Annotated in this window: 11 protein-coding genes, 12 tRNA genes and 1 riboswitch; all 23 genes read right to left on the bottom strand. The window is 48.1% G+C overall.

Going from position 1 to position 11726, the window contains the following annotated elements; genetic code table 11:
• Positions 1-510: 510 nt before the first annotated feature.
• The 23 genes from AC58PV_RS35145 to AC58PV_RS35255 all read right to left on the bottom strand — a co-directional run bounded on the left by AC58PV_RS35145 (position 511) and on the right by AC58PV_RS35255 (position 11691).
• Positions 511-2541, bottom strand: a complete 2031-nt coding sequence (locus AC58PV_RS35145) for an ABC transporter ATP-binding protein (protein WP_497437681.1) — start codon at positions 2539-2541, stop codon at positions 511-513.
• Between the two features lie 77 nt (positions 2542-2618).
• A complete protein-coding gene (yyaC, locus tag AC58PV_RS35150) occupies positions 2619-3152 on the bottom strand; it encodes a spore protease YyaC (RefSeq protein ID WP_497437682.1) in 534 nt (177 codons plus the stop codon).
• 181 nt (positions 3153-3333) lie between these two features.
• On the bottom strand, positions 3334-3993 hold the full coding sequence (locus tag AC58PV_RS35155; RefSeq protein ID WP_497437683.1) for a hypothetical protein: 660 nt from the start codon (positions 3991-3993) through the stop codon (positions 3334-3336).
• A 183-nt stretch (positions 3994-4176) separates the two neighbouring features.
• Entirely contained in the window at positions 4177-5073 is an 897-nt protein-coding gene (locus tag AC58PV_RS35160; RefSeq protein ID WP_497437685.1) for a C40 family peptidase, read from the bottom strand.
• A gap of 4 nt (positions 5074-5077) precedes the next feature.
• Positions 5078-5239: riboswitch (cyclic di-AMP (ydaO/yuaA leader) on the bottom strand.
• Positions 5240-5336: 97 nt separating this feature from the next.
• Positions 5337-5852, bottom strand: a complete 516-nt coding sequence (locus AC58PV_RS35165; RefSeq protein WP_497437687.1) for a GNAT family N-acetyltransferase — start codon at positions 5850-5852, stop codon at positions 5337-5339.
• Positions 5853-6035: 183 nt separating this feature from the next.
• Positions 6036-6983: an acetylxylan esterase gene (locus AC58PV_RS35170; protein WP_497437688.1), complete on the bottom strand. Its 948-nt coding sequence runs from the start codon at positions 6981-6983 to the stop codon at positions 6036-6038.
• Between the two features lie 398 nt (positions 6984-7381).
• Positions 7382-7452 (bottom strand) — tRNA-Gly (locus AC58PV_RS35175).
• 18 nt (positions 7453-7470) lie between these two features.
• Positions 7471-7547 (bottom strand) — tRNA-Pro (locus AC58PV_RS35180).
• Between the two features lie 20 nt (positions 7548-7567).
• Positions 7568-7644 (bottom strand) — tRNA-Arg (locus AC58PV_RS35185).
• Between the two features lie 9 nt (positions 7645-7653).
• A tRNA-Gly gene (locus tag AC58PV_RS35190) sits at positions 7654-7728 on the bottom strand.
• A 101-nt stretch (positions 7729-7829) separates the two neighbouring features.
• Complete coding sequence (locus AC58PV_RS35195) at positions 7830-8528, bottom strand: AIM24 family protein (protein ID WP_497437689.1); 699 nt, start codon at positions 8526-8528, stop codon at positions 7830-7832.
• 27 nt (positions 8529-8555) lie between these two features.
• Entirely contained in the window at positions 8556-9011 is a 456-nt protein-coding gene (locus AC58PV_RS35200; RefSeq protein WP_497437691.1) for an SH3 domain-containing protein, read from the bottom strand.
• Positions 9012-9062: 51 nt separating this feature from the next.
• The gene (locus AC58PV_RS35205) at positions 9063-9689 is read right to left on the bottom strand and encodes a GyrI-like domain-containing protein (protein WP_497437692.1); all 627 of its coding nucleotides are present in this window, start codon (positions 9687-9689) and stop codon (positions 9063-9065) included.
• 130 nt (positions 9690-9819) lie between these two features.
• Positions 9820-10329, bottom strand: coding sequence for a ferritin (locus AC58PV_RS35210; RefSeq protein ID WP_056620645.1), 510 nt, complete (start codon positions 10327-10329; stop codon positions 9820-9822).
• A 113-nt stretch (positions 10330-10442) separates the two neighbouring features.
• Positions 10443-10694: a DUF1450 domain-containing protein gene (locus tag AC58PV_RS35215; protein WP_497437694.1), complete on the bottom strand. Its 252-nt coding sequence runs from the start codon at positions 10692-10694 to the stop codon at positions 10443-10445.
• Positions 10695-10846: 152 nt separating this feature from the next.
• Positions 10847-10926: transfer RNA gene (locus AC58PV_RS35220), tRNA-Leu, on the bottom strand.
• Between the two features lie 19 nt (positions 10927-10945).
• Positions 10946-11021 (bottom strand) — tRNA-Lys (locus AC58PV_RS35225).
• Positions 11022-11038: 17 nt separating this feature from the next.
• A tRNA-Asp gene (locus tag AC58PV_RS35230) sits at positions 11039-11115 on the bottom strand.
• 29 nt (positions 11116-11144) lie between these two features.
• Positions 11145-11221, bottom strand: a tRNA-Met gene (locus AC58PV_RS35235).
• Positions 11222-11295: 74 nt separating this feature from the next.
• A tRNA-Val gene (locus tag AC58PV_RS35240) sits at positions 11296-11371 on the bottom strand.
• A gap of 14 nt (positions 11372-11385) precedes the next feature.
• Positions 11386-11460, bottom strand: a tRNA-Glu gene (locus tag AC58PV_RS35245).
• A gap of 34 nt (positions 11461-11494) precedes the next feature.
• Positions 11495-11586, bottom strand: a tRNA-Ser gene (locus AC58PV_RS35250).
• A 29-nt stretch (positions 11587-11615) separates the two neighbouring features.
• A tRNA-Asn gene (locus AC58PV_RS35255) sits at positions 11616-11691 on the bottom strand.
• Positions 11692-11726: the final 35 nt, after the last annotated feature.

Consider the following 11726-nt stretch of genomic DNA (forward strand, 5'->3'; position numbering starts at 1 on the left):
TGAACTTTTTTACAATCGTAAAAGAATCCACGGTTCTTTAGGTTACCTTTCACCAGTTAAATTTGAAGAAAATTACTACAAAAAAGTAATTTAGTTCTCTTAACAGGTGTCTACTTTCTTGACAGAGGTCCAGTTCTATCATTAGCAGGTGAAACGATATAGTGTAGCGCTCGTTCCGTTGGCGAATTCACACAAATAGCGCCCTTTTCGGGCGCTATCCCCTCGCTGAGGGCGCCTTACCCTGAGATAAGGCCCTTTTCGGGCCTTATTTCCAATTTTTCGCCTACTCGGGGGGCTATTCTCACAGTTAGCGCCCTTTTCGGGCGCTATCCCCTCCCCGAGGGCACCTTACCCTGAGATAAGGCCCTTTTCGGGCCTTATTTCCAATTTTTCGCCCACTCGGGGGGCTATTCTCACAGTTAGCGCCCTTTTCGGGCGCTATCTCCCCGCCGAGGGCGCCTTACCCTGAGATAAGGCCCCTTTCGGGCCTTATTTCCGGCGTTTCGGCGGCTACCCTAAGCCGTCCTTCGCTGCCTCCTCGGCAGCCTTCGCAAACTGTGTGCTGTACAGCCGCGCGTACAGCCCCTCCAGTGCGAGCAGCTCGCTGTGCGTGCCCCGCTCCACGACGCTGCCCGCTTCGATCACCAGAATGTGATCGGCGGCCAGCACCGTGGAGAGCCGGTGCGCGATCACGAGCGTCGTGCGCCCTTGCATCAGCTCCTCGAGCGCCGCCTGCACATAGGACTCGGATTCCGAGTCCAAGTGCGACGTCGCCTCATCGAGGATGAGGATGCGCGGGCGCTTCAGGATCGCGCGAGCAATCGCGATCCGCTGGCGCTCGCCACCGGAGAGCCGGTGGCCGCGCTCTCCAACCATCGTGTCGTACCCTTCGGGGAGCGACACGATGAAATCGTGGATGTAGGCCTGCCGGCAAGCGGCCTCCATCTCCTCACGCGTAGCGTCCTCCCGCGCGAAGCGCAGGTTGTCGCCAATCGTCGCGTGGAACAGAAAAGACTCCTGCGTCACATACGCGATCTGCGACCGCAGTGACGCCAACTCCACGTCGCGGACATTCACGCCGTCGACTTCAACAGCACCGGCTGTCGGATCGTACAGCCGTGCGATCATCCCGATCAGCGTCGACTTCCCGGCGCCGCTAGGTCCAACAAGCGCGACCATCTCACCAGGCTGCGCCTCAAAGGTGATGTCGCGCAGCGCATACTGCACCTTCTCCCTTTCCTCGCCTTGCTCCACTTGTCTCCCTCTCTCAGCTCCCCTGCCTTGCTCTACTCGCTTACCTCTCTCAGCTCCCCTGCCTTGCTCTACTCGCTTACCTCTCTCAGCTCCCCCGCCTTGCTCCACCTGCTTCCCTCTCTCAGCTTCCCCGCCTTGCTCCACCTGCTTCCCTCTCTCAGCTCCCTCGCCTCTCTCCCGCACTCTCCTCTGCTCCCCAACCTTATAAGCAAAAGAAACCTGCTTATACCTCACATGCCCCGCCACCGTGCCTAACGGGCGCGCACCCTCAGCATCCATAACATCCGGCACCATATCCTGATACTCAAAGATCCGCTGAAATACCCCCAGCGCTGTCGCTACCTCGACATGTAGGTTCAGCAATGTCCCCACAGGCATATACAGCCGTCCCAGATAAGCCGTAAACGCGACGATCGAGCCTAATGTCATATCACCCTGAATGACGGAATAGCCGCCATAAATATAAATAATTGCCGTGCCTAACGGCCCCAATGTGCTCGTTGCCATTCCGAACCAACGGCCAACCAGATTGAGCCGCAGCTCAAGATCCATCACCTTTTGGTTCATCGTTGTGAATTCTTGCTCTTGTTGCTTCTCTCTGCCAAAAATCCGCGTCAACAAAGCCCCCGATATCCCGAAATTTTCATTCAGCTGCGAGGTAATGTCGGAGCGCACCTTTTGCGTTTCAATCCGTAGATCCTTCCGCACCTTGGATACCTTTTTCACAGGCAAAACGAAAAGTGGAAGGATAAGCACCGAAATAATCGCCAACTTCCAATCTAATGCAAACAATATCCCTATAGTTGTCAAAACAACGACGATCTGCGTGATCGAAGATACGACTATTGACGTAACCACACTCTGTACAGACTGTACATCACCTGTGATTCGCTGAACGATTTCGCCAGAGCGCGCGTCCGTGAAGAACGACATCGATTGCCGTTGCAAATTATGAAACAGCGACTGTCCCAAATCCCGGATAACCCCTTGGGTTACTTTGGTATTGAGATGGTTTTGCCATACGCCCACTACGCCGCTTAAGACGGGCAGCACGATTAACAGCATCGCCATCACAGACAAGAGCTGAACACGTCCCTGCGGGATGGCCGTATCAATAATTTCCTTCATAACTAGAGGTGGGATCAACCCCATCACTGCCGCAAGCAGTGCCAAGCCGATAATGACCAAGAGCTGTCCCCAATATCTTTTGAACAATAACAAAATCCTTCGTATCGATACATCCTTCAACTTGGCCTTTGGACGATTCCGGTCGGAAAGCCGCCCCATTCCGCCTGGCCCACCTGATCCACCTGGTCCGATCACTCACCCATCACTCCGATCTTTCTCCTCTTTGCTGCCCCTCGCTACAAAGGAATTGCATGCACAATTGCACAGGTTACTTCTTCAGCCATCTGCATAACACGATATAACGAAGTCGTTTGCAGAACGTTATACTGCCTAGGTCCATCCACATTGACGATCGCTGCAATCGTATAATCACCAATGGGAGGTAAATTTTTCCCAACTGATTGGCCTGGAGCCAAAGGCTGGTTCGACAATTGGTACAAACCCACACTCAATTTCCGTCCCAAACAAGCATCGATCGCAATAACAACAACATTCGGTGGAATTTCCTGCAAACGTATGGCCAAATTCGTAGCATCACACGGTGCTGCCAACGTACCAATGACGTATGGATAGCCTAGCTCCACGAGCTTGCTTCCTACAAGTGGACCCAGCGAATCGCCTGTTGAGCGATCTGTCCCTATACATACAAAAGCAAGCCGACTAGGCTCCAGTCCATCGCTTAAAGCAATCATGCGTAGAAGCTGTCCTAACTGCTCGCCATCTACTTTTTTCCAAAACTGCTCCTGCAGCTCCATCGGTTCTCTATCCATCTTTGCCTCCCTTTCAGGCATATACACCTAACCTTCCACCTGATCCATCGTAGTTCCATTCTTTCATATGGAGGTAGGTTGTGTCCACTTGCCTAGCTCTTTCGCATACACCAAATAAGCGTTACTCGACAACCGAGCAAAGCCTATTCATGCCGCTTATAGATCTGACGATACAACTTTCTTAATGTACGCGATTCATCCGAACAATGCGATAATAGAGCTGACCACTGACTTCTTGCTCCACTTCTAGATAGCCTTCAGAGTGAACATAATCTCCTAACATAAACGTAGAAGCATCGGCCGAATCGGCATGTGTAAGAAAGAGCAGCGCCACCTTATCATCTCCAACTACGAATCCAACCTGTTCCTTCACCTTGAATTTTTCAAGAATTTTGCCATGATGCGACCTTACGATATGATGAAACCGCCAAGTACCTTCTTCTTGTATGATAAAATAGAGCACTCGATTGCGATGCGCATTACTGAACTCCCGCGTCACACCAATCATGCATACCTTCTCACCAACGCGTAAATATTCATCAATGACATAGGTTTTCAGTCGTAACCGATTCACATTCTTGCTCTGAATATAACTTTCCATCTCATCGATGGAGCGTTGATCCCTCGGATCTTGCCTCGTTGCATAAAATACTTCTTTAATAAAAGTATCCGTTTGGAATTGTCTTGCCCCTTTGAAATGGTTATATGTATGAAAAAATTGCTTAATTACAACCCGAATGTCTTCCGGTATGGCAGGACCTGTTTCCACGTTGTACATGCGATCTGTTCGGACCGACAATTTTATTTTATGAAACCAGCTTTTCCAGACACTAACTTGCATGTCGCACGCGTCACCTACCTTCTTCCAATCATTGTTCCATTATAGGCTATAATCCTCAAAAATTCGATAAAAATCGCACAAATCCGCGCAAAAAAAAGAGCATACGCCGCTTTGCTCTCCATTTAGAAAGACTTAGCGAACGTACGCTCTCATACAACTTGCTTGCATTTAATTTGTAACAACCTATAATACGCGCTTGGCACCTACATATCTGGAGCCCCAATAGGAGCTAGCGAGACTATCAACCGTTACACCAACGGACGTTGTCGAGGAAATAAATTGATTGTTTCCAATGTAAATGCCCACATGATTGACGATTCCTGAAGCAAAGAAGACAAGGTCTCCCTCTTTCAAATCCGTCACTCTCGCCCCCGCTTGATCGTACATTTGCACGGAGGTGCGCGGCAACTCGATGCCTTTGGCCTCGTAGATATAACGAACGAATCCAGAGCAATCGAAGCCCTTAGGCGTTGTTCCTCCCCACCTGTAAGGCGTCCCTTTGAAAGTCGTTGCAGCCTGAATAATTTGAGCTGAAATGGACGGCTGAACGACCTTGGCCGCTGGGGCCGCTAAGGCTACTGGCGGGGGTGCTATCCAAGCTGGTTTGTGAGGCTTGCCATCCTCTTCCACGATCGCGATTTTATTCGCATCGTTCCACGAGATCTCAGATCCGAACGTCTCTGTCACGAAGCGTAGAGGAACATAGGTACTACCCTTAACTAGCGTTGGACTACTCTCTAATGCGACTAACTTACTGTTCACGATCGCTTGCTCATCGTCTGTCGTGAGTTGAATCGCCTGTTGCTTGTTCATCAGCGTGACAACGACTTCATCGCCTTGCTTCGCCCATCCCACTTGATAACCTAGTTTCTCCGACAACACGCGCAGCGGCACCTGAAGCTTACCATCCGTATCAATAAACGGTTGATCTTCCGGGAACTTCACCAGGTCATCATTGACCTGAACCTTTACCGAAGAGGTGTCGGGACCAGCGGCATGTGCAGATGGAGCGGCAAATAGGGAAATAGCTGCGCCTAGAAGAGCGCATGAACAAATAAAGCTTTTGGTGAAAAGTTTCAAAACGTTTGTGCCTCCTTGAAGCCTCCGAGGTTAGTTGACGGGTTCGGGAAGAGGTTTTCCCTAGTGCGCCCCATTAGCCTAAGCTAACTGAGCATTCATTCACCCCAAGTAAAGAAGTCCCCCGTACCAGAGCTATCGCTGCTCTGAGATTCGGCATTTTTTGTCTATGTTAGACTAGCATAGTTCGTTTTAGCCTGACAACTTTTGCGAGATGGTAAGTGTTTCCTCTTCTATGTAAAAGCATACGAAAACAGCCACTCTTCTCAGAGCGGCTGCCGATATACCTCAGTAAACAGGATCTGTTTACAGGGATTAAACTCATTTTCCGTCATCGGACTAGGATAACTCATAATGTTGAGTGGCAATTTCAGTTGCCCTTCTCGGAGAGGAGGCTGAGCATAGGGGAATAGGTTCAAATGGAACCCGGAGCGCTTATAGAATTCAATTCTCCGCGCAGCATCTGAGGTAGCAGGAGGCTCTACTTCAAGTACGATGGGTGTACTTGCGCTACTCATATACGTCGTCAGCATTCGCTTGCCAATCCCACCACCTCTGATGGCACCATTGACAGCAATGTGTTCCACAAATCGAAACGTGCTAAAGTTCCAACTCGCCAGGAAGCCGAGCAATTGCCCCTGATCATCTCGCTCGATATCTAATCTATAGTTAGGATGCGCTAGTAGTGCCCGCTGACCCTCATATGTCCTTATTTCCGTATCTGGAAATGCGGCTTCCATTAGTTCGAATACCTCCTCAAAGGAATCCTCTTTGACCTTCATCCGTCAACACCTCCCTTCACGTTAGCTATAGGTTATCTTATCCAACTGTGCTGCTTCTTACTTTGTACGGAAATGATCGATCACCTCAACGCTCCGCACACACAAAGACCCCACCTTTGCGGATCCATGAGATCTCGGTAAAGGTAGGGTCTAGCACACTTTAAATGACACTTGTTTCTGTCCTTACCATTTTGAGAAAAAGTCGTGCGCTGCTGCATGGGAACCAGGAGGTGTTGCATGCCCCATGAAGGGATACACTGCTATAGATTTATTTGCGGATTCAATTCGGTTATATGCAGCGAATATCGCTTCTGGTAAGCAACACGTATCCTTCAGCCCTACTGTAACATGAACAGGCTGCCCAATACGATCACCTAGATTCATGATATCAAAATAAGAAACCGTTCGCAGTACATGAGGCAGATACTCTGGGAAACGGGTAACGAAATCCGCTGCCTCACTAAGGGAACTAACCGAATTCAAAAGACCTAGATCCATGTGACATTGATTCGGAACATGCGCAATTGTTGCCCGAATGCGCTTCTCAAGCGCGGTTACGAGTAGCGCCAGCCCGCCGCCTTGGCTTCCACCGTACACGAATACCCGCTCACTGTCGATCTCTGACTGCTCTAACGCGCATTGCACAGCACGTAAGGAATCGATCGCAACCGCGCGATAATAGCTCGTCTCGGGGTCGAGAATCCCCTGTGTAATCCATCCTCTCGTCATACCGGTCTCCTGTGGCAGCAGGTTACCGCTATCGCCGCCTTGCCCGCGTACATCAACCGCAAGTACCGCGTATCCCATAAGCAGCCAAGCTGCATGATCCTCGGGTCTTCCCTTGGAACCCGTATAGCCTGGGAATGTAACAATGCACGGTACCTTTTTCGAGTTACTCTCTGCATTAGGCAGCAACAACCAAGCATGGATCGGTGTTTCCGCTGCTCCTTGCAAGACAATCTTATTGACTTCCGCTTGTACAAAAGATGAAGCTACCTTCTCTCTTGTATACGATGCTCCTTGCGTAGCTTCTGCATATGTGCGCTCCCAGAATGCAGCCAGATCAGCCGTCGCCGTTAACTCCGCATGATAATTATGTAATCCCTGAATACGATTTTCAATAGCGTTCATTTCGGTTAGTCCCCCATTGCATGTTTTTCCCATTTTAACCTAGATACACGAGGATGACTATTGGAAAATTTGAAGATACGATAGAACGTCGATACTCTGCATCAATGGTTCTGTCTTTCTTTTGCGAACTCCCGATTCGTGGTTAGATGTATAAACTACAGCTATTTTACTCGAATCTGACGTATTTTCGTGTTTAGATGGAAAAAGTACATTTAATTCCTATGTAATTTGAAGAATCGAGCAAATCGAAGGAATATAACTACAGGAAATACAGTTAATCTTTCAAGTTCACGAAATGCGCTTCAAATAGATGGAGAAAATCCAGTTAAATTACCAGCAGTAGGTTTATTGCTCATTGAAAGAAAAAGACCACCCGAAGGTGGTCTCATTCTTGTGTAAGCGGGCGGCGGGAATCGAACCCGCGCGATCAGCTTGGAAGGCTGAAGTTCTACCATTAAACTACGCCCGCATATAAGAAAAACTAAAATGGTCGGGACGACACGATTTGAACATGCGACCCCCTGCTCCCAAAGCAGGTGCTCTACCAAGCTGAGCTACGTCCCGTGGTGTAGATAAAGTGTAAATGGCGCGCCCTGAGAGATTCGAACTCCCGACCTTTTGATTCGTAGTCAAATACTCTATCCAGCTGAGCTAAGGGCGCATAAAACTTTGGAGCGGAAGACGGGGATCGAACCCGCGACCCTCGCCTTGGCAAGGCGATGCTCTACCGCTGAGCCACTTCCGCACGGTACATTTCTCATTCGCTCATCAAGTGATTCTCTGAGGCGACAAGGAATAATATATCAGGTATTCAAAACAAATGCAACTTTTTTTTGTATTTTTTTATTATTTGATGAAAACGCCCCCAAATGGCAGAACTTCCCGCGCTATGCGGCGCAGTAAGCCATCCGATTTCATATGCTCATCCAGTTTGGGATCGGGCTTACAAGGCTGCATGAGTACATGACCATGCCCTGTGATTTCCCAGTGATAATTCATATGCTGGCTTGCCAGTGTGTTGCCGTATACACAGAGGCGCAGCTTAGCCTGTCGCGGATAGGCAACAAGACAACTAACGTCCACGTACAGAGGTTCGACAGCATCCAAAGCCATGTGATGGATTGGCCCAGCTGTTAGCAAACCTAGATTGCCGGGGCCATGGAACTGCATTTTAACTAAATCTTGTGTAATCAACGTATTCTTCACACTCTGTAGATGCGTTGTAAACGTCACACCTTCCGTATAGAACAGCACATGACGAAATTCAAACAATAGATCGTCTTCGGCTTCCAAGGGCACGACAGCCAAACTGTACGCTTCTGGCAACCCCATTAATACACGACCGGGACCAAGAATGCGTGATTGAATCAGCCGCTTCTTCCTGTACATGCTAGGAAGCTTCATCAGTGCATCTTCACGCTGCTCAGGCCTTCCCTGAAACGCAACAATTTGGTTGGGATGCAGCACATGCACAGCTTCTCCCTTTAGAAGCTGCAGCGTCGCCATCCTGGCTTGTGAGCTTGCATTTTCATAGATAATCTCCAAACCACACAACCTCCCCGCCACTCGCTGCTAGCGCATCCCACGCTTCCTTCTCTGCCATACGAAGAAACGAAACACACGCCCCAGCAAGAAATAACCTATAACTAATGCTGCTGTCGTAATGACCATGTAGGTAATCTTGCGATTTCGTTTATCTTTGTCTAACGCCACTTGTTCCATGGCCTTCAAACGTTCCTGCAATTGTTCGTTATCCTTCTTCAGTGCCTCGTTCTGACTGAGGATACGATCCTGAATTTCCTGTGACTGTTTGACCGCCTCCGATAACTTATCCTTCTGCTCTTCTAATTGCTGCTTCGTCGCTTCGTAATCCTTCTGGATCTGCTCGACATTGCTTGGCAATTGATAAATATCTTTGATCCGATCTAACCAAGAAGCTTGGGCAGCAGGTGCCGGATACAGCAAACTAAATAAGATCACAAGGACAACCACAGCTTGTCCCCTTGCAGCCATTCTACGTATGCGCATCTGCACTCACTCCCACAGTTCCCGACATTATCTTCTATTTTACAGCAAAATTCACCCCTTCACCACTTCTATTGTTTGAACGGGATATCGCAATATCGTTTTCATTTTGCCAGGATCAATCTTCCTCGGGTCAGATAAGTAAATCTCGTGATGAAGTCCACGATAACTGAGTTGCTCTTGAGCTATAAAATACTCCATCTGTGCCAGTGTTTCCGGTTCTGTCGCATACGGTCCCACATGCAGCATCTGAACGCAGAGTCCCTCATGCAATGTTTCATACCCAACATCCGCAATAACCGTAAGCTCCTTCTTTTTCACTAACGCAACGCGACGCGCTTCTTCCACAAGATCAGCCGTTACAAATACCGGCATCCGAATGAGCAGTTTCCAATGCCACTCCTCTCTTGGCACCTCTAACGCTGTTCTAGGATCACCATCGACCCACCACTGCCCTTCTAGCTTCGGTACAGTGAAGTCTTGCTCTGCCTTCTTGCACTGCCCCTTAACACCGTATGCGACTGTATACAGCGCTTCTGTTGCGTTAGCGAAGGTCGTACCATTGGGATCCCCTTTCCCAACAATCGCGACATAAGATATCGGTTCAAACTCAACAACTTGCGGTTTGGTTGGAGCTGTGTAATACGTTTTATAAGCCTTGGATAAATCTAATTTGTCCATGATGCACTTCCTTTCTTTTTCCTTACTATACAAAATAACCACTGACAACTATATGTCAACAAACAGAAAAAACTTACTTTTCGCAGATTGCGAAACAAGTAAGTTTCTGTTTCATGAATAGGATATGTAATTATTCCGCAGCTGGCGGCGTGAAAGAGCGTTGTGCAAACTCCGCATCCAACATATAGAACGCATTGCTATCTTTATCGATACGTTTCAACTTGTTGATAATGCTATCGAACATCGCTTCTTCTTCAACCTGCTCGTCAATGAACCATTTCAAGAACTGCATAGTTGCATGCTCTCTATCATTCAAAGCCAAATCGGATAAGTGATAAATCCGTTTCGTTACTTCTTGCTCGTGCAGGTAAGCATGTTCAAATGCATCCAAGATCGATTCGTACTGATTTACAGGCGTGTTCATACCAGCAAAGCTGACTTTTTTGCCACGGTCATTAATAAATTTAAATATCTTCATGGCATGGAACTTCTCTTCTTCTGCTTGTACTTTAAAAAAGTTCGAAAATCCATCCAAGCTTTCCGCAGCGCAATAACCAGCAATAGCTAAGTAGACGTGCGCGGAATAAAACTCATAATTCATCTGCTCATTGAGCGCTTCTGTTAGTGTATCGTTTAGCATCTGTGCACACACCTTTCTGTATGGTTATCTCTTGCGTATTCCCCATACATACAAGATTAACAGAATTGTGCATACAAATACAAACGGAAGTAGTAATTTTAGCAAATTTAAGTTCAAGCCGTCACACTTTTGGCCTTAGATGCCGAGATAATTTCCTTAATTTGTGCATATAAATGGTCAGGCGATTCCGCACAAAGCAGTTTCTTCTTCCCAATCATCGCGATACATTCTTTCTTGCAATGTCTGCAGTTGCCGAGGCAGTCTTTCTTCTTCTGCTTCAAGTCAGGGAATTCATTTTTAATGGATTTATATATTTGTTTAGATCCGAATTTCTCATTTCTGCAGCAGTATTTAATCGTCTTCATATGCGATCTCCCCCCGCCAATTCACGTCAATCACTACTCTTGATATTAGTGATAATAATAATCAATGTCAACCAAATTTTAACGAAACTTGTACGCAAAAAAAGAGCTTCCTTCGATCCTGTTAAGGATAAAAGAAAGCTCTTTGGATTGGATGCGCGTAGAGGGACTTGAACCCCCACGGTCGCCCGCTAGATCCTAAGTCTAGTGCGTCTGCCAATTCCGCCATACGCGCATGCTGTAAATAAGGCAATTGGTGAGTCATGTAGGATTCGAACCTACGACACCCTGATTAAAAGTCAGGTGCTCTACCAACTGAGCTAATGACTCATGTTTGAAATAAAAAATGGCGGAGCTGACGGGATTCGAACCCGCGGTCTCCTGCGTGACAGGCAGGCATGTTAGGCCACTACACCACAGCTCCACACTATGTAATCTTACTCTAAGTAGGATTGGTTGCGGGGGCAGGATTTGAACCTGCGGCCTTCGGGTTATGAGCCCGACGAGCTACCGGGCTGCTCCACCCCGCGTCATTACTAGCATGATATTTTATTATTCCCGGAGAAAATAGAAGACATTCTAACTTTCTTCCGAGTAGATAAAATGGTGGAGGCTGACGGGATCGAACCGCCGACCCTCTGCTTGTAAGGCAGATGCTCTCCCAGCTGAGCTAAGCCTCCATGGGGTATGAAAATGGTGACCCGTAGGGGACTCGAACCCCTGTTACCTCCGTGAAAGGGAGGTGTCTTAACCACTTGACCAACGGGCCTCGTAAACAGGCATTTCTAATTTCAAAGTTCTTATGGCGGAGAGAGAGGGATTCGAACCCTCGAGACGCTTGTGACGCCTACACGATTTCCAATCGTGCTCCTTCGGCCAGCTCGGACACCTCTCCATAACAAAGGCCTGGATTTTAAAAATAAGTGGCTCCCCGAACAGGACTCGAACCTGTGACAACTCGATTAACAGTCGAGTGCTCTACCAACTGAGCTATCAGGGAACAATGTTTGGCAACGTTCTACTCTCCCAGAACCC

The sequence above is a fragment of the Paenibacillus sp. J22FR83 genome (genome assembly GCF_059691955.1).

Bases quoted from the DNA above. Each gene is read 5' to 3' on its own strand.
- AC58PV_RS35145 (WP_497437681.1), bottom strand. From the start codon at position 2,541: ATGGGGCGGCTTTCCGACCGGAATCGTCCAAAGGCCAAGTTGAAGGAT.
- yyaC (WP_497437682.1), bottom strand. From the start codon at position 3,152: ATGGATAGAGAACCGATGGAGCTGCAGGAGCAGTTTTGGAAAAAAGTA.
- AC58PV_RS35155 (WP_497437683.1), bottom strand. From the start codon at position 3,993: ATGCAAGTTAGTGTCTGGAAAAGCTGGTTTCATAAAATAAAATTGTCG.
- AC58PV_RS35165 (WP_497437687.1), bottom strand. From the start codon at position 5,852: ATGAAGGTCAAAGAGGATTCCTTTGAGGAGGTATTCGAACTAATGGAA.
- AC58PV_RS35170 (WP_497437688.1), bottom strand. From the start codon at position 6,983: ATGAACGCTATTGAAAATCGTATTCAGGGATTACATAATTATCATGCG.
- AC58PV_RS35200 (WP_497437691.1), bottom strand. From the start codon at position 9,011: ATGCGCATACGTAGAATGGCTGCAAGGGGACAAGCTGTGGTTGTCCTT.
- AC58PV_RS35205 (WP_497437692.1), bottom strand. From the start codon at position 9,689: ATGGACAAATTAGATTTATCCAAGGCTTATAAAACGTATTACACAGCT.
- AC58PV_RS35210 (WP_056620645.1), bottom strand. From the start codon at position 10,329: ATGCTAAACGATACACTAACAGAAGCGCTCAATGAGCAGATGAATTAT.
- AC58PV_RS35215 (WP_497437694.1), bottom strand. From the start codon at position 10,694: ATGAAGACGATTAAATACTGCTGCAGAAATGAGAAATTCGGATCTAAA.